This is a genomic window from Pseudomonas sp. GOM7, assembly GCF_026723825.1.
GTDB lineage: Bacteria > Pseudomonadota > Gammaproteobacteria > Pseudomonadales > Pseudomonadaceae > Aquipseudomonas.
On sequence record NZ_CP113519.1, the window covers coordinates 2411538 to 2433483 of the forward strand.

General features: G+C 62.8%; 21 protein-coding genes. 9 read left to right on the plus strand and 12 right to left on the minus strand.

The features are described 5' to 3' along the window. Nucleotides 1-129: 129 nt before the first annotated feature. The 5 genes from OU800_RS11005 to OU800_RS11025 all read right to left on the minus strand — a co-directional run bounded on the left by OU800_RS11005 (nucleotide 130) and on the right by OU800_RS11025 (nucleotide 3420). Complete coding sequence (locus tag OU800_RS11005; protein WP_268183739.1) at nucleotides 130-1146, minus strand: alpha/beta hydrolase; 1017 nt, start codon at nucleotides 1144-1146, stop codon at nucleotides 130-132. 49 nt (nucleotides 1147-1195) lie between these two features. Continuing rightward, nucleotides 1196-1621 (minus strand): organic hydroperoxide resistance protein, encoded by a 426-nt coding sequence (locus tag OU800_RS11010; RefSeq protein ID WP_268183741.1) that lies wholly within the window; start codon nucleotides 1619-1621, stop codon nucleotides 1196-1198. Nucleotides 1622-1888: 267 nt separating this feature from the next. Further along, complete coding sequence (locus tag OU800_RS11015) at nucleotides 1889-2341, minus strand: MarR family winged helix-turn-helix transcriptional regulator (RefSeq protein ID WP_268183743.1); 453 nt, start codon at nucleotides 2339-2341, stop codon at nucleotides 1889-1891. A gap of 94 nt (nucleotides 2342-2435) precedes the next feature. Beyond that, entirely contained in the window at nucleotides 2436-2726 is a 291-nt protein-coding gene (locus OU800_RS11020; protein ID WP_268184283.1) for an I78 family peptidase inhibitor, read from the minus strand. A gap of 43 nt (nucleotides 2727-2769) precedes the next feature. Continuing rightward, a complete protein-coding gene (locus OU800_RS11025; protein WP_268183744.1) occupies nucleotides 2770-3420 on the minus strand; it encodes a YceH family protein in 651 nt (216 codons plus the stop codon). 171 nt (nucleotides 3421-3591) lie between these two features. Here OU800_RS11025 and OU800_RS11030 point away from each other — a divergent pair, with 171 nt between their 5' ends. Together OU800_RS11030 and OU800_RS11035 are read left to right on the plus strand one after the other, a co-directional pair. Further along, nucleotides 3592-4185 (plus strand): 2-hydroxychromene-2-carboxylate isomerase, encoded by a 594-nt coding sequence (locus tag OU800_RS11030; protein ID WP_268183746.1) that lies wholly within the window; start codon nucleotides 3592-3594, stop codon nucleotides 4183-4185. Between the two features lie 47 nt (nucleotides 4186-4232). Then, nucleotides 4233-4448: a DUF3820 family protein gene (locus OU800_RS11035; protein WP_268183748.1), complete on the plus strand. Its 216-nt coding sequence runs from the start codon at nucleotides 4233-4235 to the stop codon at nucleotides 4446-4448. A gap of 143 nt (nucleotides 4449-4591) precedes the next feature. Here the strand turns inward: OU800_RS11035 and OU800_RS11040 are convergent, their stop codons facing one another. Beyond that, entirely contained in the window at nucleotides 4592-4840 is a 249-nt protein-coding gene (locus tag OU800_RS11040) for a hypothetical protein (RefSeq protein WP_268183750.1), read from the minus strand. 478 nt (nucleotides 4841-5318) lie between these two features. Continuing rightward, entirely contained in the window at nucleotides 5319-7919 is a 2601-nt protein-coding gene (gene acnB, locus OU800_RS11045) for a bifunctional aconitate hydratase 2/2-methylisocitrate dehydratase (protein WP_268183753.1), read from the minus strand. Nucleotides 7920-8324: 405 nt separating this feature from the next. Between acnB and OU800_RS11050 the strand changes: the two genes are divergently transcribed. Then, nucleotides 8325-8801 (plus strand): DUF1289 domain-containing protein, encoded by a 477-nt coding sequence (locus tag OU800_RS11050; RefSeq protein WP_268183755.1) that lies wholly within the window; start codon nucleotides 8325-8327, stop codon nucleotides 8799-8801. Between the two features lie 109 nt (nucleotides 8802-8910). On the opposite strand, the gene OU800_RS11055 is transcribed toward OU800_RS11050, so the two are convergent. Then, nucleotides 8911-9774 carry a universal stress protein gene (locus OU800_RS11055; RefSeq protein WP_268183756.1) on the minus strand — a complete coding sequence of 288 codons (864 nt, stop codon included), beginning with the start codon at nucleotides 9772-9774 and terminating at the stop codon, nucleotides 8911-8913. 157 nt (nucleotides 9775-9931) lie between these two features. Here OU800_RS11055 and OU800_RS11060 point away from each other — a divergent pair, with 157 nt between their 5' ends. Further along, a complete protein-coding gene (locus tag OU800_RS11060) occupies nucleotides 9932-10609 on the plus strand; it encodes a tRNA-(ms[2]io[6]A)-hydroxylase (protein ID WP_268183759.1) in 678 nt (225 codons plus the stop codon). Between the two features lie 189 nt (nucleotides 10610-10798). Here the strand turns inward: OU800_RS11060 and lpxH are convergent, their stop codons facing one another. After that, nucleotides 10799-11527 carry a UDP-2,3-diacylglucosamine diphosphatase gene (gene lpxH / locus OU800_RS11065; protein WP_268183761.1) on the minus strand — a complete coding sequence of 243 codons (729 nt, stop codon included), beginning with the start codon at nucleotides 11525-11527 and terminating at the stop codon, nucleotides 10799-10801. A 149-nt stretch (nucleotides 11528-11676) separates the two neighbouring features. Beyond that, nucleotides 11677-12168, minus strand: coding sequence for a peptidylprolyl isomerase (locus tag OU800_RS11070; protein ID WP_161865408.1), 492 nt, complete (start codon nucleotides 12166-12168; stop codon nucleotides 11677-11679). Between the two features lie 158 nt (nucleotides 12169-12326). Here OU800_RS11070 and OU800_RS11075 point away from each other — a divergent pair, with 158 nt between their 5' ends. Both OU800_RS11075 and cysS read left to right on the plus strand, forming a co-directional pair. Beyond that, nucleotides 12327-13991 (plus strand): glutamine--tRNA ligase/YqeY domain fusion protein, encoded by a 1665-nt coding sequence (locus OU800_RS11075; protein ID WP_268183762.1) that lies wholly within the window; start codon nucleotides 12327-12329, stop codon nucleotides 13989-13991. Next, nucleotides 13991-15376 (plus strand): cysteine--tRNA ligase, encoded by a 1386-nt coding sequence (gene cysS / locus OU800_RS11080; RefSeq protein WP_268183764.1) that lies wholly within the window; start codon nucleotides 13991-13993, stop codon nucleotides 15374-15376. The genes OU800_RS11075 and cysS overlap by 1 nt, the downstream gene beginning before the upstream one ends. A gap of 186 nt (nucleotides 15377-15562) precedes the next feature. On the opposite strand, the gene blaPRC is transcribed toward cysS, so the two are convergent. After that, complete coding sequence (blaPRC, locus tag OU800_RS11085) at nucleotides 15563-16702, minus strand: PRC family class C beta-lactamase (RefSeq protein WP_268183765.1); 1140 nt, start codon at nucleotides 16700-16702, stop codon at nucleotides 15563-15565. 93 nt (nucleotides 16703-16795) lie between these two features. Beyond that, on the minus strand, nucleotides 16796-18631 hold the full coding sequence (locus OU800_RS11090; RefSeq protein ID WP_268183768.1) for a sigma-54-dependent Fis family transcriptional regulator: 1836 nt from the start codon (nucleotides 18629-18631) through the stop codon (nucleotides 16796-16798). Between the two features lie 260 nt (nucleotides 18632-18891). Here OU800_RS11090 and OU800_RS11095 point away from each other — a divergent pair, with 260 nt between their 5' ends. From OU800_RS11095 to OU800_RS11105, 3 genes are read left to right on the plus strand one after another with little or no spacing between them, the layout of a single operon-like run. Continuing rightward, nucleotides 18892-19986, plus strand: a complete 1095-nt coding sequence (locus OU800_RS11095; RefSeq protein WP_268183770.1) for an ABC transporter ATP-binding protein — start codon at nucleotides 18892-18894, stop codon at nucleotides 19984-19986. Further along, nucleotides 19986-21083, plus strand: coding sequence for an ABC transporter ATP-binding protein (locus OU800_RS11100; RefSeq protein WP_268183773.1), 1098 nt, complete (start codon nucleotides 19986-19988; stop codon nucleotides 21081-21083). Before OU800_RS11095 ends, OU800_RS11100 begins: the two co-directional genes overlap by 1 nt. Then, nucleotides 21080-21943: a carbohydrate ABC transporter permease gene (locus OU800_RS11105; RefSeq protein ID WP_268183774.1), complete on the plus strand. Its 864-nt coding sequence runs from the start codon at nucleotides 21080-21082 to the stop codon at nucleotides 21941-21943. The genes OU800_RS11100 and OU800_RS11105 overlap by 4 nt, the downstream gene beginning before the upstream one ends. Nucleotides 21944-21946: the final 3 nt, after the last annotated feature.

The following is a 21946-nucleotide window of genomic DNA, read 5'->3' on the forward strand; positions in this document are numbered from 1 at the left end:
ACGGGCTAGTGGGAGGGGCTTTAGCCGTGACAGAAACAACCCGCAGCTAAAGTGCGATGTGGCCCAGCAGCTCCTACAAGAATGAAACCCCGTGACCGTTACGGTGGCGGGGTTTCGTTTTTCAGCCGCTTACTTGAGGCTGTTCTTCAGCGTCTGCGCAGCCTGATCCAGGGCAGTACGTACGGCCGGGACTTCAGCCACGACATTGAGCAGGCCGTAGTCGTGGATCATGCCGTTGTAGCGCACGGCGGTCACCGGTACGCCAGCGGCGTTCAGGCGGCGAGCGTAGGCTTCGCCTTCGTCACGTAGCACATCCATCTCGGCGGTCTGCACCAGTGCTGGCGGCAGACCTTTGAGTTGTTCCAGGCTGGCGCGCAGCGGCGATGCATGGAACTCGTTACGCTGTTTCGGGTCGGTGGTGTAGTTGTCCCAGAACCATTCCATCATGCCGCGGGTCAGGAAGTGGCCTTCGGCGAACTGGTTGTACGACGCATTGTTGAAGTTGGCGTCGGTCACCGGCCACAGCAGCACCTGAGCGCGAAGTTTCGGCGTGCCAGCCTCCTTGGCCTTGATCGCGACCACAGCCGCCATGTTGCCGCCGACACTGTTGCCGGCCACCGCCAGGCGCGAACCGTCGACACCGATCTGGCTGCCGTTGTCGGCTACCCACTTGGTTGCGGCATAAGCCTGGTTGATCGCGGTCGGGTACTTGGCCTCCGGCGACGGCGTGTAGTCGACGTAGATCGCTGCGGCGCCGGAGCCCACTACCAGATCACGGATCAGGCGTGCGTGGGTCGGATAGTCACCCAGTACCCAGCCACCGCCGTGGAAGAACATGAAACCCGGCAGAATGCCGCGCGCACCTTCGGGACGTACCACCTTGAGGGTGAGCGACTGGCCATTCACCTGGATCACCTTGGTGTCGACCATGATACCTGACAAATCCACCTTGACCCCGGCCTGAGCGCCGACCAGCACGGCACGAGCATCTTTCGGCGAAAGGGTTTCCAGCGGCTGACCGCCGCCTGCTGCCAGGGCATCGAGGAAGCCCTGAGTGGTACGTTCCACGCCGGGGCTGCCGGCGGCAAAACTGCTGTTGATGGCCAGGGCGAGCAAGCCAGCGGTCAGGGTGCGCGAGATGTTCATGTTCCTGTTCCTTTTAGTGGGGGCGCCGGGGAGCCCGGCGCAGGATCGGTCAGACGATGGTCAGGGTGACGTCGATGTTGCCGCGGGTTGCGTTGGAGTACGGGCAGACGATGTGCGCGCGATCCACCAGGGTTTGCGCAGCGTCGCGATCCAGGCCTGGCAGGCTGATACGCAGTTCCACTTCGATGCCGAAACCGGTGGGGATGGCGCCGATGCCCACGGTGCCTTCGATGAAGGTGTCCGCCGGAATGCTCAGCTTGTCGCGAGCGGCGACGAACTTCAGGGCGCCAAGGAAGCAGGCGGAGTAGCCGGCAGCGAACAGTTGTTCCGGATTGGTGCCGTTGCCGCCTGCGCCGCCGAGTTCTTTCGGGGTGGTCAGGGCGATGTCGAGGACACCGTCGGAGGAGACGGCGCGGCCTTCACGGCCACCAAAGGCTTCAGCGGTGGCGCGGTAGAGAACGTTTTCGATGGTCATGGCGATTTTCCTCATCAGGGTTGGTAGTTGATGGATTGGTTCGCTAATTGTTTGCGCACTAACCGTATCCATGGAGTGAACTCTAATGCGCAAATATTTAGTGCGCAATATAAATCCATGGGTCATTTAGCTATATGTGGTCGGGGTGAATGGAATAAGCAGATGGGGCGCGGCTTGCAGTGCAGTTCTAGGCGGGAATGGTGTGTAGCAGAGCGTAGGGGGCGCTAGGCGCACCCGGAAAGATTCGTCTCACGTTCATCTCTGCAATCAGAGGGCGTCTTGCAGGTTGCTGCGCAGTGCGACCAGGTCATCACGCAGCTCGCCGAGCTGTTGCAGGTTCAGGCCGGTGGCCTTGAGAATGCAGGCCGGCACTGCCTTGGCCTGTTCATGCAGGGCGCGGCCTTGGTCGGTTAGGTATAGCTGCACCACGCGTTCGTCTTCGCTGCTGCGTCGGCGTTGCAGCAGGCCCTCGCTCTCCAGGCGTTTGAGCAATGGGGTGAGCGAGCCCGGGTCGGTGAGCATGCGCGCGCTGATCTCGCTGACGGTGATGCCGTCGTTTTCCCACAGCACCAGCATGGCCAGGTATTGCGGGTAGGTGAGACCGAGCGCCTGCAACAAGGGCTTGTAGGTCTTGGTCATCATCAGCGAGGTGGAATAGAGGGCGAAGCAGAGCTGGTTGTCCAGCATCAACTCGGTGCAGGGTTCCACGGGAGATTTCATGGCAGAGGTCTGTGGGATGAAGGAGTGCTTACGTTAGCGCGCTAATCATCGTTGCGCCAGAGGTTGGTGCGGGCAAGCCCGCACCGGGTAAGGCTCAGCCGCAGGACACTCGGGTGATGACGCCCTGTTCATCGACATTCAGATTCAGGCGCTGACCGTTGTATTCCAGGGTCACCACGCTGCGTGGTGTGAGGATACGTGCGCTGCTGGCACCGGCCTCCTGGCGGGCCTGTTCGAGCAGCTCCGGGCTGGCGCTCTGGCCCTTGAAGTGTTCGGCGGCGGATGAGGTGCAACTGTCATGTGTGGAGCCGCTCGGGGCAGCGGCAGAAGCCGGTTTTTCAGCGGTGCTGCTGCAACCAGAGGCGAGCAGGGTGGCGGTGAGCATGAGGCAGAGGCGGGTGGTGAGGTTCAATGCGAGGCTCCTTGGTTTACTGCGCGCCCTCCAGGCGCGCCAGACGTTCTTCGAGTGCGGCGATACGCGCTTCCAGTTCGACCAGCCGATCCTCATTAGGTGCCGAGGCTTCGCTGCGAGTACTGGCGCGGCTGGCCAGCAGGCTTTCCAGATCGGTGGGCTCGCCCAGCAGGTGCATGTAGCGATCCTCGCGCTGCCCGCTCTGGCGTGGCAGCAGCACGGCCAGGCCACGGCCGACCAATCGTTCCAACTGGTGCTGGATCTCTTCCACGTCATCGAAGTCGTGCATGCGGTTGCTGCGGGTCAGCAGCTCGTTGAGGGTCTGCGGGCCGCGTAACAGCAGCAGGCCGAGCAGCGCGGTCTGCGGCTTGACCAGCTCCAGTTGCCTGTCGCAGCGCTGTTCCCAGCGGTCGGCGCGGCTGCCCATCACCAGATGCACCAGCTTGCGGCCTTCCAGGCTGCGCAGGTAGCGCCCGACTTCGCCGGTCTCCAGGGTCATCAACGGTTCGCGGCTGGTCTTCTGGTTGCAGGCCAGTTGCACGGCATTGAGGGTCAGCGGGTAGCTTTCCGGGGTAGTCAGTTGCTTTTCGATCAGGCAGCCGAGAATGCGTACTTCGATGGCGTGCAGCGGGGTTTCGCCGACCAGCGGGGAGGGGGGGTAGGGCATGGCTCGATCCTGAGGCAGAAAAGATCTGCGTAGCCTAACGGCATCCGCGCTCAGCCGACAGACTGTAATCTGTATGCGAGCATGTCGAAGGATATGAGGCAGGCGCCTACACTGGCCATCAGGTTGCCCTGATGAGCGCCAAGCATATCTCCATTGCAAACAGAGGTGGTCATGAGCAAGACCGTGGAATTCTTCTTCGACCTGGGCAGCCCGGCCTCCTACCTGGCGCATACCCAGTTGCCGGCCCTGTGCCGTGAAGCAGGTGCCGAGTTGCTGTATCGACCGATGTTGCTCGGCGCCGTGTTCCAGGCCACCGGCAACGCCTCGCCGGTACTGATTCCGGCCAAGGGCCGATACCTGATGCGCGACCTGGCCCGCTGTGCCGAGCGCTTTGCCGTGCCGCTGCGCTTCAACCCGCATTTCCCCATCAACACCCTGGCCCTGATGCGCTTGCTGGTGGCGGTGCAAATGCATCAGCCGGCACGCCTCTACGATGCCGTGCATGGGCTGTTCGAGGCCATCTGGGTGGGCGGGGCGAATCTCGCCGACCCTGCCTGCGTGAGCGAGGTGTTGGTTGGCGCAGGCTTCGACGCAGCCGCGTTGCAGGCGCAGAGCGTCGAGCCGGAAGTGAAGGCAGCGCTCAAGGCCAGCACCGAAGAGGCCGTTGCCCGTGGCGTGTTCGGCGCGCCGACCTGCTTCGTCGAAGGCGAAATGTTCTTCGGTCAGGATCGGCTGGATTTCGTTCATGACGCACTTTGCCGCTGAGGCCCTGGCACAATGGCAGGCCTTTTTTTCTGGCTGCGGAGCCCATCATGAACCCCGAAGCGCTGAAACTCCTGGTGACCCGCCGTATGCCCTATGGCAAGTACAAGGATCGGTTGATCGCCGACCTGCCAGGCCATTACCTCAACTGGTTCGCCCGTGAGGGCTTTCCCAAGGGCGAGCTGGGCCAGTTGTTGGCGTTGATGCAGGAAATCGACCACAACGGCCTCAAACCGTTGCTCGATCCCTTGCGCGAACGCTCGTAGAGAGCATGCGTAGCCCGGATGCAATCCGGGAGGCGTTTCCGCTTCCCCGCGGAGTTCATCCAGGCGCCAGTTACACCCGTAGGGTGCGCCGTGCGCACCGACCATGCACATGCAAAAATCGCGGTGCCACAGCGCACCCTACCTCAATGCCAGTTGCGACCGTGGTCCAACTTCTGATCCACCAACCATTTGCCATGGGCGATGGAAGCGCGCTGGGCCTTTTCCAGGTCGGTCATGAAGGCGTAGTCCACCGGCAGGGTCAGACGTTTGCTGGTTTTGCCGTCAGGTTCGGTGATCTGGCAGCCACCGGCCCATGGGGTGGGCAGGCCGGGGTGTTCCATGACCGTAGCGCGGATGGTGTGGTCGCGGTGGGTGCAGGTGAGTGCGCTCATGGGTGTGGCCTCCTCGAGCGAGGCGCCGCCCTCGGTGTCGACGCTACACCGAGGTTCCAGCCGGGGCCAGTGGCGGCGGCGCGTGAATGAGTGTGCGTCTGCCCTTAACCTTAGCGCAGATATGAACCTGCCGAGCCTGAGCCGATAAACGCGCAAGGTTGCGAGTTGGTGTGATTGTGCGGTGGTTTTCGGTGTTGTCGGGCTGCTTGTCGCGTTCTACTGATGGCTTCCGTTTCGCCCTCCGGGGAGTCACTTTTGCTTGCCTTTCTTTGCTCTGAGCAGCGCTTCGATTTCAACGAAAAGTGAGTCGCCCGAGGATGCGGCGAACCTTGGAGCTTCTGAATGCACTGCAGCGACGTCCAGAGCGACAGGCAGGCAAAATGCCGATCCAGCAAGCAGCAAGCAGCTTCCACAACATACAGAGAAGCAAACGAAAGAGCCCCGCACTAGGCGGGGCTCTTTTTCTACAACGCTGGGATCAGGCCTGAACGACCGGGATCTTGGCGTTGGCCGCCGCTTCACGGAAGTCGGCGATCTGGTCGAAGCTCAGGTAGCGGTAGATGTCGCCAGCCATGCTGTCGATATCCTTCGCGTAGGCCATGTACTCCTCGACGGTCGGCAGCTTGCCGAGAATCGAGGCGACCGCTGCCAGTTCGGCAGAGGCTAGGTACACGTTGGCGCCATCGCCCAGACGGTTCGGGAAGTTACGGGTAGAGGTCGAGACCACGGTGGAGTTGGCAGCCACACGTGCCTGGTTACCCATGCACAGCGAGCAGCCCGGCATCTCCATGCGTGCACCGGCCTTGCCGTAGATGCCGTAGTAGCCTTCCTCGGTCAGCTGGTGAGCATCCATCTTGGTCGGCGGCGACAGCCACAGACGGGTCGGGATACCACCCTTGACCTTGTCCAGCAGCTTGCCGGCAGCGCGGAAGTGACCGATGTTGGTCATGCACGAACCGATGAATACTTCGTCGATCTTGTCGCCGGCCACGCTGGACAGCAGACGGGCGTCGTCCGGGTCGTTCGGGGCGCAGAGTACCGGCTCGTTGAGCTGGGACAGGTCGATCTCGATGACTTCGGCGTACTCGGCGTCCTTGTCGGCTTCCATCAGCACCGGGTTGGCCAGCCAGGCTTCCATCGCCTGGGCACGACGCTCCAGGGTACGGGCATCACCGTAGCCTTCGCTGATCATCCAGCGCAGCAGGGTGATGTTGGACTGCAGGTATTCGGCGATGGCCGCTTCCGGCAGTTTGATGGTGCAGCCGGCAGCCGAACGCTCGGCGGAGGCGTCGGACAGCTCGAACGCCTGCTCGACGGTCAGGTTGTCCAGGCCTTCGATCTCGAGGATGCGGCCGGAGAAGATGTTCTTCTTGCCTTTCTTCTCGACGGTCAGCAGACCTTTCTGGATGGCGTAGTAAGGGATCGCATGAACCAGGTCACGCAGGGTGATACCCGGTTGCATCTTGCCCTTGAAACGCACCAGGACCGATTCTGGCATGTCCAGCGGCATCACGCCGGTGGCGGCGGCGAAGGCCACCAGGCCGGAGCCAGCCGGGAAGGAAATGCCGATCGGGAAGCGGGTGTGCGAGTCGCCACCGGTGCCGACGGTATCCGGCAGCAGCATGCGGTTCAGCCAGCTATGGATGATGCCGTCGCCCGGACGCAGGGACACGCCGCCACGGGTGCGGATGAAATCCGGCAGGGTGTGGTGGGTGGTGACGTCGATCGGCTTCGGATAGGCAGCGGTGTGGCAGAAGGACTGCATCACCAGGTCAGCCGAGAAGCCCAGGCACGCCAGGTCTTTCAGCTCGTCGCGGGTCATCGGGCCGGTGGTGTCCTGGGAACCGACGGTGGTCATCTTCGGTTCGCAGTAGGTGCCCGGACGTACGCCTTCGACGCCGCAGGCCTTGCCGACCATCTTCTGCGCCAGGGTGAAGCCCTTGCCGCTGTCAGCCGGTTGCTCCGGCTTCTTGAACAGGTCGGAGGAGCCCAGGCCCAGTTCGGCACGCGCCTTCTCGGTCAGGCCACGGCCGACGATCAGCGGGATACGGCCGCCAGCGCGGACCTCGTCGAGCAGCACAGGGGTCTTCAGCTCGAAGGTGGTGATGACTTCGTCGGTGCCGTGCTTGCAGACCTTGCCCGCATAGGGGTAGACGTCGATCACGTCGCCCATGTTGATGTTCGACACGTCGAACTCGATCGGCAGGGCGCCAGCGTCTTCCATGGTGTTGTAGAAGATCGGGGCGATCTTGGTACCGAAGCAGAAGCCGCCAGCGCGCTTGTTCGGCACGTACGGAATGTCGTCGCCGAAGAACCACAGCACCGAGTTGGTGGCGGACTTACGGGAAGAACCGGTACCGACCACGTCACCGACGTAGGCGACCGGGAAGCCCTTGGCCTTGATCTCTTCGATCTGCTTCAGCGGGCCGATGGCGCCTTGCTGCTCAGGGACGATGCCGTCGCGAGCCATTTTCAGCATGGCCAGGGCGTGCAGCGGGATGTCGGGGCGCGACCAGGCGTCCGGGGCAGGGGACAGGTCGTCGGTGTTGGTTTCGCCCGGCACCTTGAACACGGCCAGGCTGTATTTCTCGGCGATGGCCGGCTTGTTGGTGAACCACTCGCCATCGGCCCAGGACTGCAGCACGGCTTTGGCGTTGGCGTTGCCGGCCTTGGCTTTCTCGGCGACGTCGTGGAAGGCGTCGAACATCAGCAGGGTGTGCTTGAGTTGCTCGGCGGCCACGGCGCCCAGGGCAGCGTCATCCAGCATTTCGACCAGGGTGGCGATGTTGTAGCCACCTTGCATGGTACCCAGCAGCTCGACTGCGCGCTGTTTGCTGATCAGGGGGGAAGTGGCTTCGCCCTTGGCAACGGCAGAGAGGAAACCGGCCTTGACGTAGGCCGCTTCGTCCACGCCCGGCGGTACACGGTTGGTGATCAGGTCTACGAGGAATTCTTCTTCGCCAGCCGGCGGGTTTTTCAGCAGCTCGACCAGGCCTGCGGTTTGTTCGGCGTTCAGCGGCTGGGGCACGATACCCTGAGCGGCACGCTCTGCTACGTGTTTGCGATAGGCTTCAAGCACAGTTATTACCCTCATCAGTGGTCCCAAAGGGTTGTCCGGGACGCGATCCAGATACCCACGAACCAGGCGCTTTTCGCCTTTATGAGCCGATCAGCCGAGGTTTCATGGGTCTCTTGTAGAAGCTGCTTTCAAAGTTTTACGCCGGCAGGACGGTTTCTGATGAGGGCTGACGCAGGCGCTCGGGGGGACTCCAAGTGGCTGCGTCGCCATCGTACCTGCAGGATCGACTGTGCTCGTGACGCTTTGAAAACAGCTTCCAACGGACATTGGTGCCTTTACAAGGCGGGGCGATTCTAATGGAAAGCGCGAAAGAAGTTAAGCCAATGTCCCCGTGTCGGCAGGGGTGAACTGAATTAGACAAAGGGCTAAGATGCCAGGCCGTTCGTCTTTAGCTGTCATCTCGTCATGTCCAATCAGCGCATCAAGACCCCTTGCGTGGGGTTGTGTTCAACCGTTTACGGCGACGTCGTGTGCCGGGGTTGCAAGCGCTTTCACCATGAGGTGATCAACTGGAACAGCTATGGCGAGGACGAGAAGCGCGCCGTCTGGACGCGCCTGGAAGTGTTGCTGGTACAGGTGATGACGGCCAAGCTGGAAGTCTTCGATGAGCAACGCCTGCGTGCTCAGCTAGAGCAGCGGCAGATTCGCTTCGTGCCGCAGCAGTCGCCTTATTGCTGGGCCTATCAATTGATCGCGCGCGGCGCGCGGATGATCAATCAGCTCGACGCTTACGGCATGGTGTTGCTCCCCGAGTTCCGCAACTGGACGCTGCCTGAACTGCGCGATGCCATCGACCGTGAGTTCTTCCTGCTCTCCGAAGCGCATTACGAGCGCTATATCGCGCCGAAGTTCTTGCGCGAGGGGCTGGAAGTCCGGGTGTGAGAGGCTATGCCCCGTAGGGTGTCGCGGGGCCGCCTAGGCTGCGCGCACCGCTTCGGGGTCGGCTTCAGTGCCTCGTCAAACTGCTGGTGCGCACGGCGCACCCTACGTCCTAGCGTTGGGCGACGAGTTCTTCGAGGTGGGCGATGACTTCGTCCGGCTTGAGCACCAGCACGTCGCTTTCCAGCGCGTCGAGTATGACTTCGGCGGTATTGCCGATCAGCGCGCCGGACAGCCCCGTGCGTGCCACCGTACCGATCACCGTGACGGCGGCATCGAGCTGGTGGGCGACCTGCGGAATCACCACGTCGGCAGGGCCTTCGAGCACGTGCAGGTGCTCGTCGTTGATGTCGTACTCGGCCTGGAAGCTGCGGCACTGTTCGCGGTAGCGCGCTTCGATGGTTTCCTTGAGCTGAAAGGTGGGGTCGGCCGCCGACAGCATCGGCGTCGGATGAGCGGTGGTCACGTGCAGGTTGCCCTTGGCCAGGCCGGCAATATCGTAGCCATGGCTGATGATGCCGGCGTGCAGGGTGCGGTGTTCGCTGTCGGCATTGCCCACGTCCACGGCGGCGAGGATGTTGCCGCCGGTCCAGGGGCGTTCGGTCTTGACCATCAGCACCGGGCCGGGGCAGTAGCGCAGCAGCTTCCAGTCCTCGGGGGTGAGGATGGCCTTTTTCAAAGGGTTGTCCGGCAGGTGCTGCTTGATCACCAGACCACAGCCCTCGGCCTGCTGCACGGCGATGATGGTCTGGTGCGGGTTGTCCTCCCAGGCCTGCTGGGTGGTAACGTTGAATCCCTCCTGGGCCAGGTTGCTTTGCAGGTCTGCAAGCAGCGCACCGTGATCGCCTTTCTTGTCGCAGACCAGCAGATGCAGGTGTGACTGGGTGACTCCCGCTATCAGTTTTGCCCGCTTCAGTGCGAGGCCTTCGGGGTGTTGAGGATCCACCACCACCAGAATGCTACGGATCGCTTGCATGGTCGTCTCCCTGAGAATGAACGCCGTTCGTTCAACTATAGGTGCGTCGTTACCAGCGGCTCCTTGACCTGTATCAACGGTGTGCTGGTCGCCTGCTCTGTCACTCGTATAATGGCCCGCCATTTTCAACCTCGCCAGTACCGAGAGCGCTTCAATCATGATGTCAAATGCCCAGCATGTTCCGAGTAATACCGAGGAACCTGTGACGATCCTGCAGGAAATTCTCGAGTTCCTCGGCGGCGTCGCTACCCCGGATGCCTGGCTGGACGAAGCCCTGCGCCAGCAGGAGATCCTCCTGCTCGATCACCGCAACCTCGAGTACAAGGCGGCGCAGACTGCGCTGAGTTTGATGGGGCGCTACCTGACCAAGACCGAACTAACCGCAAGAATGTCGCGTCTGGCCCGTGAAGAGCTGGTGCACTTCGAGCAGGTGAGTAAGATCATCCGTGGCCGTGGCATCGAGGTTCGCCATGTTTCGGCGTCGCGTTACGCCGCTGGTCTGCGTGCATTGCTGCGTGGTGGTGAAGTGGAGCGGTTGGTGGACGTGCTGGTAGTCGGCGCCTTCATCGAGGCGCGCTCCTGCGAGCGCTTCGCCGCCCTGGTGCCGCGCCTGGACGCCGAGCTGGCCAAGTTCTACGCCGGTTTGCTGGAGAGTGAGGGGCGCCACTACCGCGGCTATCTCAAGCTGGCTTATCTGTATGGTGACGCCGCTGACGTGGATGCACGTATCGAGGTGGTGCGCGCGGTGGAGCAGGAGCTGATCACCTCGCCGGATGAGCAGTTCCGTTTCCATAGTGGTGTGCCTGCAGAAAGCGGCCGCGAAGCGGCCATCTGATGACCCTCTCCCGCTTGCGGGATGAGGGTGCCCGCAGGACGGGAGAGGGGGCTTCAGCCTACGCCGTTGCCCTCTCCCCCAGCCCCTCTCCCGCAAGCGGGAGAAGGGAGCAAAGCCCTGCAGTCGTAGCCCGGATGAAATCCGGGGCGATCTTGAGGGTTGCTTCCCCGGATTTCATCCGGGCTATGGTCAGGCTGGCGTCAACTCGAACGGCGCCTGGTTGAAACCGGTTTCATCGACCTGCAATGCCCAGCCCTGACGATCCCAGTCCCCCAGCACGATGCGCCGCGCCGCTTGGCTGTTCACGATCAGCTCATGCAGCGCCGGCCGATGAGTGTGGCCATGAATCAGCGTGCGCACGCCGTGCTCGGTCATCACCTTGACCACTTCCTCCGGCGTGACATCGACGATCTCGCTGGCCTTCATCCGTGTTTGCGCGCGGCTTTCGTTGCGCAGCTTGCGCGCCAGCTTCTGTCGCGTGCTCAGTGGCAGGTTGCGCAGGATCAGCAGCGACAGCGGATTGCGCAGCCAGCGGCGCAGCTTCATATAGCCGACATCCAGGGTGCACAGGCTGTCGCCGTGCATCAGCAGCACGGGTTCGCCATTCATCTGCACCTTGTGCGGATCGCTCAGCAAAGTGCAGCCGGCCTCGCGGCAGAAGCGCTTGCCGATCAGAAAGTCGCGATTGCCGTGCATCAGGTAGATGCGCGTGCCGGTGTCGTTCAGCTCGCGCAAGGCGCGGGCGATCTCGTGCTGGAAGGGCGTCATGCCGTCGTCGCCGATCCAGACCTCGAAGAAGTCGCCGAGGATGTACAGGGCCTCGGCCTGGCGCGCGCGGGTGGCGAGAAAATGCAGAAACGCCCGGGTGATGTCCGGGCGTTTCTCTTCGAGGTGCAGATCGGAGATCAGCAGGATCATTTCGTTCAACAGGCCGATGAAAAAGGTAGCGAGCGACGGCTAGGCTAGGCGCGGATGGCCGAGGATGCGGAGTTTACGAGCTGTAAATGAGCAGTCCGAGGCCGGCCGCAACGACGCATAGCCTAGCGCAGTAGTTTTTCGTCGGTCTGTCAGACGATTTCGGCCTTCTCGATGACTACATCATCCACCGGTACGTCCTGGTGGCCGGCTTTCATGGTGGTGGCGACACCCTTGATCTTCTCGACCACGTCCATGCCTTCGACCACTTCGCCGAATACAGCGTAGCCCCAGCCCTGAACGGTCGGCGCGCTGTGGTTGAGGAAGCTGTTGTCGGCGACGTTGATGAAGAACTGCGCGCTGGCCGAGTGCGGCTCCATGGTGCGGGCCATGGCGATGGTGCCGACCTTGTTGGCGACGCCGTTGTTGGCTTCGTTCTTGATCGGCGCGCGGGTCGGCTTCTGCTTCATGCCCGGCTCGAAACCGCCGCCCTGAATCATGAAGTTACCGATCACGCGGTGGAAGATGGTGCCGTCGTAATGGCCTTCCTTCACGTATTGCTCGAAGTTGGCCACGGTTTCCGGGGCCTTGTCGGCGAACAGGTTCAGGGTGATGACGCCGTGGTTGGTGTGCAGTTTGATCATGATCGTATCCGTGATGAGGCAGATTCGAGCCAGTGGCCCGGGGTGAACAGCCCTGACAGGTTGGCATGCACCCTGTCAGGGGCTTGACAGGTTGGTTATGATACGGACTTTGCCCGATGCGGCCTACCCTGCGCCGCGCCAGTATTGTTAAGGACACCATGAGCAAGCCCACCGTCGAAAAAGCTGCCAATTTCCTGCGCCCCATCGTCCAGGCTGATCTGGACAGCGGCAAGCACGCCAAGATCGTGACCCGCTTCCCGCCGGAGCCCAACGGCTACCTGCATATCGGCCATGCCAAGAGCATCTGCCTGAACTTCGGCCTGGCCGAAGAGTTCGGCGGCCAGTGCAACCTGCGTTTCGACGACACCAACCCGGCCAAGGAAGACCAGGAATACATCGACGCAATCAAGGCCGACGTCGAATGGCTGGGCTTCAAGTGGGCCGGCGAGGAGCGCTACGCCTCCAACTATTTCGACCAGCTACATGCCTGGGCCATCGAGCTGATCAAGGCCGGCAAGGCCTTCGTCTGCGACCTCAATGCCGAAGAGATGCGCGAATACCGTGGCAGCCTGAACGAGCCCGGCAAGAACAGCCCGTTCCGCGAGCGCAGCGTCGAGGAAAACCTCGACCTGTTCGCCCGCATGAAGGCCGGTGAGTTCCCCGATGGTGCTCGTTCGCTGCGTGCCAAGATCGACATGGCCTCGCCGAACATCAACCTGCGCGACCCGATCCTCTACCGCATCCGCCATGCCCACCATCACCAGACCGGCGACAAATGGTGCATCTACCCGAGCTACGACTTTACCCATGGTCAGTCCGATGCCATCGAAGGCGTGACCCACTCGATCTGCACCCTGGAGTTCGAGGATCATCGCCCGCTGTACGAGTGGTTCCTGGAGAACCTCTCGGTGCCGGCGCAGCCGCGTCAGTACGAATTCGCCCGCTTGAACCTGAACTACACCATCACCAGCAAGCGCAAGCTCAAGCAGCTAGTGGACGAAGGTCACGTCAAGGGTTGGGACGACCCGCGCATGTCGACGCTGTCCGGCTACCGTCGTCGTGGCTACACCCCGGCGTCGATCCGTGCCTTCTGCGACATGATCGGCGTCAACCGCGCCGGTGGTCTGGTGGACATCGGCATGCTCGAGTTCGCCATTCGTGACGATCTGGACGCCAACGCCGCGCGCGCCATGTGCGTGCTCAAGCCGCTCAAGGTGGTGATCACCAACTACCCCGAGGGTAAGGTCGAGAACCTTGAACTGCCGCGCCATCCCAAGCAGGACATGGGGGTACGCGTGCTGCCGTTCTCCCGTGAGATCTACATCGACGCCAGCGACTTCGAGGAAACTCCACCGGACGGCTACAAGCGCCTGATCCCAGGTGGCGAAGTGCGTCTGCGCGGCAGCTATGTGATTCGCGCCGACGAGGCTGTCAAAGACGCTGCCGGCAATATCGTCGAGCTGCGCTGCAGCTACGACGAGAACACCCTGGGCAAGAACCCGGAAGGCCGCAAGGTCAAGGGCGTGATCCACTGGGTGCCGGCGGCCGAAAGCGTCGAATGCGAAGTGCGCCTGTACGACCGTCTGTTCCGTTCGGCCAACCCGGAGAAGAGCGAAGAGGGCGGCAGCTTCCTCGACAACATCAACCCTGAATCGCTGGTGGTGCTCACCGGCTGCCGCGCCGAGCCATCGCTGGCCCAGGCGACGGCTGACGATCGCTTCCAGTTCGAGCGCGAAGGCTACTTCTGCCTGGACAAGGATTCGACCGCCGACGCGCTGGTGTTCAACCGTACCGTCACGCTGCGCGATTCGTGGGGGCAGTAATGGCACTGTCGATCTACAACACGCTGAGCAAGGTCAAGGAACCGTTCAAGCCGTTGATCGGTAACAGCGTACGCATGTACGTGTGCGGCATGACCGTCTATGACTTCTGCCATATCGGTCACGCCCGGGTGATGGTCGCCTTCGACGTGGTCACCCGCTGGCTGCGTCAGCGCGGCTATGACGTGACCTATGTGCGCAACATCACCGACATCGACGACAAGATCATCAAGCGCGCCAATGAGAACGGCGAGCCGTTCGAGGCGCTGGTCGAGCGCATGATCGCGGCGATGCACGAGGACGAAGCACGCCTTTCCGTGCTGCGCCCGGACATCGAACCGCGCGCCACCGGTCATATCGCCGGCATGCACCAGATGATCCAGACCCTGATCGACAAGGGTTATGCCTACGCGCCGGGCAATGGCGACGTGTACTACCGCGTCACCAAGTTCGAAACCTACGGCAAGCTGTCACGGCGCAAGATCGACGAGCTGAAGATCGGCGCGCGCATCGAAGTGGACGAGATCAAGGAAGACCCGCTGGACTTCGTGCTGTGGAAGGGCGCCAAGCCGGGTGAGCCGAGCTGGGATTCGCCCTGGGGCAAGGGTCGGCCGGGCTGGCACATCGAGTGCTCGGTGATGTCCACCTGCTGCCTGGGCGAGACCTTCGACATCCACGGCGGCGGCCCGGACCTGGTGTTCCCGCACCACGAGAACGAGATCGCCCAGAGCGAGGCAGCCACCGGCAAGCAGTACGCCAACGCCTGGATGCACGCCGGTGCGGTGCGTGTGGACGGCGAGAAGATGTCCAAGAGCCTGGGCAACTTCTTCACCATCCGCGAGGTGCTGGAGAAGTACCACCCTGAGGTGGTGCGCTACCTGCTGGTGTCCAGCCACTACCGCAGCCCGATCAACTATTCCGAAGAGAGTCTCAAGGAAGCCAAGGGCGCCCTGGAGCGTTTCTACAATGGCCTCAAAGGTCTGCCGGACGCAGCGCCTGCCGGTGGCGAGGCCTTCGTCGAGCGTTTCGGCGCGGCCATGGACGACGACTTCAACTCGCCGGAAGCCTGCGCCGTGCTGTTCGAGATGATCCGCGAAGTCAACCGCTTGCGTGAGTCGGACGTGCAGGCTGCTGCCGGCCTGGCCGCCCAGCTCAAGCAGTTGGCCAGCGTGCTCGGCGTGCTGCAACTCGAGCCTGAGGCGTTCCTCCAGGCCGGTGCTGCCGGCAAGGTGGATGCCGCCGAAGTGGAGGCCCTGATCGCGGCGCGCCTGCAGGCGCGTGCCGAGAAGAACTGGGCAGAGTCAGATCGCATCCGCGACCAGCTCACCGCCATGGGCGTGGTGCTGGAAGACGGCAAGGGTGGCACCACCTGGCGCCTGGCCGAATAAGCTTCATGCTCAACGACAAAGGCCGCTTATCAGCGGCCTTTGTCGTTTCTAGGGATGTGCTGCACGTAGGGTGCGCCGTGCGCACCAATATGCCTGACGGAGCGTAGCCCGGATGCCATCCGGGAACCATGGTGGACTCCAAACCTCCCCGGATTTCATCCGGGCTACTGGTGCGCACAGCGCACCCTACGGTTCGATCGCGTCGAGCAACTGCAAGGCCAGGCGCACACGATCGGCATTGGGGTAGTTGCGGTTGGCGAGGATCACCAGCCCGGTGTCGCGCGCCGGTAGCAGCAGGATGTAGGCACCGAAGCCGTTGGTCGAGCCGGTCTTGTTCAGCAGCAGGTCTCCCTCGGCTGGTTTGGGTACGCTGAAACGCTCCACTGGCTGCGGTTGCAGCGCCATTTCGGCGGAATTGCCGGCCTGTAGTTGTTCCAGACTGATGGGGTAGGCGTAGCGCTCCCAGCCCAGGGCCTGGGTCATGTCGCCAATCTGGTAATAGCCACGATGAGTGGAGCTGATGGCCTGGCGCAACGGGGCAGGTAGTCTGTTCGGGTGCAGGTTGGCGTCGATGAAGCGCAGCATGTCCGTGCTAGTGGATTTCACCCCGTAGGCTTCGGCATCCAGGGCGCCAGGGCTGACCCGCACGGGCTTGTCGTCACGGTAACCCCAGGCGTATTGCTTCATGCTGGCCTGGGGAATTTGCACATGGCTTTCTCGCATACCCAGTTGCGGCAGCAGATCCTTTTCCATCAACTGCTGAAAGGGCTCGGCCAGGCTGGTCGCCGCCAGGTGGCCGAACAGGCCGATGCTGGGGTTGGAATACAGTCGCTGCGTGCCCGGCGGATACACCGCCTGCCAGTTGCGGTAGTAATCGAGGGCTTGGCGCTCGTCGTCGACCGCATCCGGGAACTGCAGCGGCAGCCCTCCGGCCGTGTAGGTGGCCAGATCCAGCAGGCTGATGTGATCGAAGGCGCTGCCTTGCAGCTCCGGCAGGTATTGGCTGGCATTGTCGCTGAGGTTCAGGGTGCCACGGGCTTCGGCATAGGCGCCGAGGGTGGAGGTAAACAGCTTGCTGATCGAGCCCAGCTCGAACAGGGTATGACGATCCACCGCCTGGCCGCTTTCACGGGATGCGACGCCGTACTCGAAGAAATGCTGCTGGCCCTTGTGGCTGATGGCGATGGCCATGCCGGGGATGGCATAGGTCTGCATCATCGACTTTGCGGCGGTGTCCACCTGTTTTTCCAATGAAGGCGATGCCGGCGCCTGGCTGGCGGCCAGCAGAGCCAGGGCGGCGAACAGTGGGCGGTACAGGTGGTGCATGCTGAGTTCCTTTCGTGGCTGGGCGATGCCGGCCCGCTCGGCGTTCGGGCAGTAGGCAAATGTATGGCTTGGGCCGACTCTCCGAGCAAAGGTTCAGGGCCGCACGCCCTGTTCGCGCAGGCGCTTGTACAGGGTGTTGCGGCTCAGGCCGAGGTGGCGGGCCAGGTAGGAGATGTTACCGCCGCAGGCCTGGTACTGGCTGGCAAGGTCGACATTATCCGGTTCGGGATGCGCTGGCAGGCTGGTGTCGGTTGGCAGGTCGAGGAAAAAGTCGTCCGGCAGGTGCTCGGCGCGGATGGGCTGATCGTCGGCCATGGCCAGTGCCACCCGCAGCACGCTGCTGAGCTGACGCAGATTGCCGGGCCAGGGGTGGCGCTGGAACAGTTCCAGCACTTCGTGGCTGATGCCCGCGCGCTGCCGGGGTTCGCGGTGCTGCTCCCACAGTTTCTGGAACAGCGCCAACCTGTCGCTGCGCTCGCGCAGTGGTGGCAGCTCCAGGTTCAGGCCGCTGATGCGGTAGTAGAGATCGGCGCGGAACTGGCCGCTGTCGACGTCCTGGCGCAGCGGACGGTTGGTCGCGGAGACCAGGCGCACGTCGACCGGATGCAGTTCGCTGCTGCCCAGTGGTTGCACGCAGCGCTCCTGCAGCACCCGCAGCAGGCGGGCCTGTACGCGCAATGGCATGTCGCCGATCTCGTCGAGAAACAGCGTGCCCTGGTGCGCCTTGCGGATCAGGCCGACATGGCCCTTGTGGTTGGCGCCGGTAAAGGCGCCTTTTTCATAGCCGAACAGCTCCGATTCCACCAGCTCTGCCGGAATGGCGGCGCAGTTGACCGCGATGAAGGGCTGGCTGGCGCGCGAGCTGGCCTGGTGCAGGGCCTTGACGAAGACTTCCTTGCCGGCACCGGTTTCCCCCTGCACCAGGATCGGGATGTCCTTTTCCAGCAGGCGTTCGGCCTGGCGAATAGCCTTGTCCATGCGCGCATCACCCAGGCTCAGCGCATGCAGATGCGGTGCCTGGGGGCTGCTCGTGGCAGTTGGCGGACGAAAATCCCGAGCCTGGATCGGCGCCGGCCGAGCAGGGCGACGTACCCGCGCGTGAAAGCGGAACTGACCAGTGGTGCGCAGGTTGAATGGCTGGCCATCCGGCTGGTTGAGCAACTGCTGTAGCGGCAGGTCGAAGAGCTGCTCGATGGCACCGTAGGTCAGCGGCTGGCCGAGCAGGTTGTCGGCGCGGCGGTTGGCCGACACCACGTGCCCTTGCTCGTCGAACACCACCAGGCCGGCCCAGGGGCTGTCGAGGTTGTCCAGGCTGTTATTGAAGCTGAGCAGGTGGTAGCGGTCGGCGAACAGCTTGAGGATCAGGCGGTTCTCCACCGACTGGCTCATCATCTTGACCATGCCGAGGGTGTGCGCCGGTGGCAGGTAGCTGTCGCTGGACACATCGAGCACGGCGATCATGCGCCGCTGTTCGTCGAAGATCGGTGAGGCCGAGCCGGTCATGAAGCGGTTGGCCTTGAGGAAATGCTCATCGTGCTGGATGTGCACGGCCTGGCCACAACTGAGTGCGGTGCCGATGGCATTGGTACCGGTGTAGCGCTCCAGCCAGCTAGCGCCGGCGACGAAACCGGCGGCTTGGCGTGGCTCGATGAAGCGCTGGTCGCCCCAGGAGTGCAGCAGCCGGCCCTGGTCGTCGGCGAGCATGATCAGGCAGTTGGAGTTGGCCAGGATGGTGCCGTAGTAGGGCAGCACCTCCTGATGCGTGGTCTGCACCAGAGCCTGGCGGCTCTCCAGCAGGACGGACAGCTCGCCGGGCGCAGGCGGGTCGAAGCGTGGGGGGCTCTGGTGGGTCAGGCCATAGTCGCGGCAGCGCGACCAGGACTCCTGGATAAGGGTGTCGTGCGCCGGGGTGCGGGCAGCTTCGTTCATGACGTGATCTCTTCTTGTGGCCTCGCGATCTTTGTCGCGATCAGTTCAGTTTCGTTCAAGACTGTTCAAAGTCAACGATCAAAGTGTTCAGTTGTTCACTTTCGACTGTTCAAAAGTGTTCAGTCACATACCGCTTCGCTGTCACCGGTCTGGAAATATTTTCTTTTAAATCAGTCTGATAGGTCGATTTGTGAGGCCTTGGCACGCTTGTCGCTGTAGAGGTTCGCAATCGAATGGCACGACAAGAAAAAGGACAGGCCATGTCGCTCAAGCTCGAACACGTCACCCGTATCGTCGACGGCCAGGTGCATATCGACGATGCCTGCCTGAGTTTTGAACCGGGCTCCTTCAACGTGCTGCTCGGCCGTACCCTGGCCGGCAAGACCAGCCTGATGCGCCTGATGGCCGGGCTGGATCGGCCCAGCAGCGGCCGCGTGCTGATGAACGGCGCCGACGTGACCGGCGTGCCGGTACGCCAGCGTAATGTGTCGATGGTCTATCAGCAGTTCATCAACTACCCGACCCTGACGGTGTTCGAGAACATCGCCTCGCCACTGCGCCAGGCCGGTATGGCCAAGGAGCAGATCGTCGAGAAGGTCGAGGCCACGGCGCGCATGTTGCGCATCGACAAGCTGCTGTCGCGCTACCCGCTGGAGCTGTCCGGTGGCCAGCAGCAGCGCACCGCCATGGCGCGGGCGCTGGTCAAGGACGCCTCGCTGATTCTCTTCGACGAACCGTTGGTCAATCTCGACTACAAGCTGCGTGAAGAACTGCGCCAGGAAATGCGCGAGCTGTTCCAGGCGCGTCACACCATTGCCGTCTATGCCACCACCGAGCCCAACGAGGCGCTGGCCCTGGGCGGCACCACCACCATCCTGCATGAAGGCCGGGTGGTGCAGAGCGGCAAGACTGCCGAGGTCTACCACCGTCCGCAGCAGATGCTGGCCGCCGAGCTGTTCTCGGAGCCGGCGATCAACCTGCTACCTGGACGCATCAGTGGCACTGAGGTGAGCTTCGCCGATTGCGTGCATTTTCCGCTCAACCCCGATCTGCGCGGCATCGACGAGGGTGAATATCGCTTCGGTGTGCGCCCCAGCCATATCGGCCTGGTGCCATCCAATGACGATGATCTGGAGCTGGCGGTAACCGTGGAGCTGGCCGAGATCAGCGGCTCGGAAACCTTCCTGCATGTACGCAACGAGCAGTTCGTGCTGGTGCTGCACCTGCCAGGGGTGCACGAGTACGCGGTGGATACGCCGATCCTGATCTACATCCCCACCCACAAACTGTTCGTCTTCGCCGCCGATGGGCAATTGGTGCAGGCGCCCAGTCGCCGTCAGGGGAGGGCTGCCTGATGGCCGAGATTCGTTTGCACAACCTTGCGCACAGCTACAGCGGCACGCCGAAAGCGCCGGAAGACTACGCGATTCGCGAGATGAACCACGTCTGGCAGCAGGGCGGCGCCTACGCGCTGCTGGGGCCGTCGGGCTGCGGCAAGTCGACGTTGCTGAACATCATCTCCGGCCTGCTCAGCCCGTCGCAGGGCGAGGTGCAGTTCGACGGCAAGGCGGTCAATACGCTGTCGCCCCAAGAGCGCAACATCGCCCAGGTTTTCCAGTTCCCGGTGGTCTACGACACCATGACGGTTTTCGACAACCTGGCCTTTCCGCTGCGCAATCAGGGCATGGACGAAGCTCGGGTGATGAGCAAGGTGCACGAGATCGCCGAGGTGCTGGAGTTGCACCCGCTGCTGCACAAGAAGGCGCGCAACCTCACTGCCGACGAGAAGCAGAAGGTCTCCATGGGCCGCGGCCTGGTGCGCGACGACGTGTCGGCGATCCTCTTCGACGAGCCGCTGACGGTGATCGACCCGCACCTGAAGTGGAAACTGCGGCGCAAGCTCAAGCAGATCCACGAGCAGTTCAACATCACCATGGTCTACGTCACCCACGACCAGTTGGAGGCCTCCACCTTCGCCGACAAGATCGCGGTGATGTACGGCGGGCAGATCGTTCAGTTCGGCACCCCGCGCGAGCTGTTCGAGCGCCCCAGGCACACCTTCGTCGGCTACTTCATCGGCAGCCCGGGGATGAACCTGATCGATGTGCAGCGCTGCCAGGGCGGGGTGCGTTTCGCTGATACCGTGCTGCCGCTTTCCGACGCGCTCAACCAGCGCCTCGCCGGACTGGACGGCAAGCGCCTGCAGGTGGGCATTCGGCCCGAGTTCGTGCACGTCTGGGACGGCGCCTATGACGATGCGTTGTGTGGCCGGGTGCTGCACGTCGAGGATCTCGGCACCTACAAGATTCTCACCTTCGACCTCGATGGCCAGGTGCTCAAGGCGCGCCTGCAGGAGGATCAGCCCGTGCCGCGCGAGCAGGTGTACCTGAGCTTTCCGGCGCAGTGGCTGATGCTCTACGCCGACGACTATCTGGTGGAGGTGGCGCCATGAAGGTACAGAACAACAAGGCCTGGTGGCTGGTGCTGCCGGTGTTCCTGCTGGTGGCCTTCAGCGCCATCGTGCCGATGATGACGGTGGTCAACTACTCGGTGCAGGACATCTTCGATCCGGCCACCCGCTACTTCGTCGGCGTCGACTGGTATCGCCAGGTGCTGCAGGACCCGCGCCTGCACGACTCGCTGCTGCGTCAGTTCATCTTCTCCGCCTGCGTGCTGCTGATCGAGATTCCGCTAGGCATCGCCATCGCCCTGTGCATGCCGACGCGCGGGCGCTGGGCCTCGCTGTGCCTGATCCTGATGGCCATTCCGCTGCTGATCCCGTGGAACGTGGTGGGCACCATCTGGCAGATCTTCGGCCGCGCCGACATCGGCCTGATGGGCTGGGCGTTGAACGCGCTGGGCTTCGACTACAACTACGCCGCCAACACCATGGACGCCTGGGTGACGGTGCTGGTCATGGATGTCTGGCACTGGACCTCGCTGGTGGCGCTGCTGTGCTACTCCGGGCTGCGCGCCATTCCCGACGTCTATTATCAGGCGGCGCGCATCGACCGTGCCTCGAACTGGGCGGTGTTCCGCCATATCCAGCTACCCAAGCTCAAGAGCGTGCTGCTGATCGCGGTGATGCTGCGTTTCATGGACAGCTTCATGATCTACACCGAGCCCTTCGTGCTGACCGGCGGCGGGCCTGGCAACGCCACCACCTTCCTCAGCCAGACCCTGACGCAAATGGCCATCGGCCAGTTCGACCTGGGCCCGGCGGCGGCGTTCTCGCTGGTGTACTTCCTGATCATCCTGCTGGTGTCTTGGCTGTTCTACACCGCCATGACCCACGACGACAAAACCCGCTGAGGC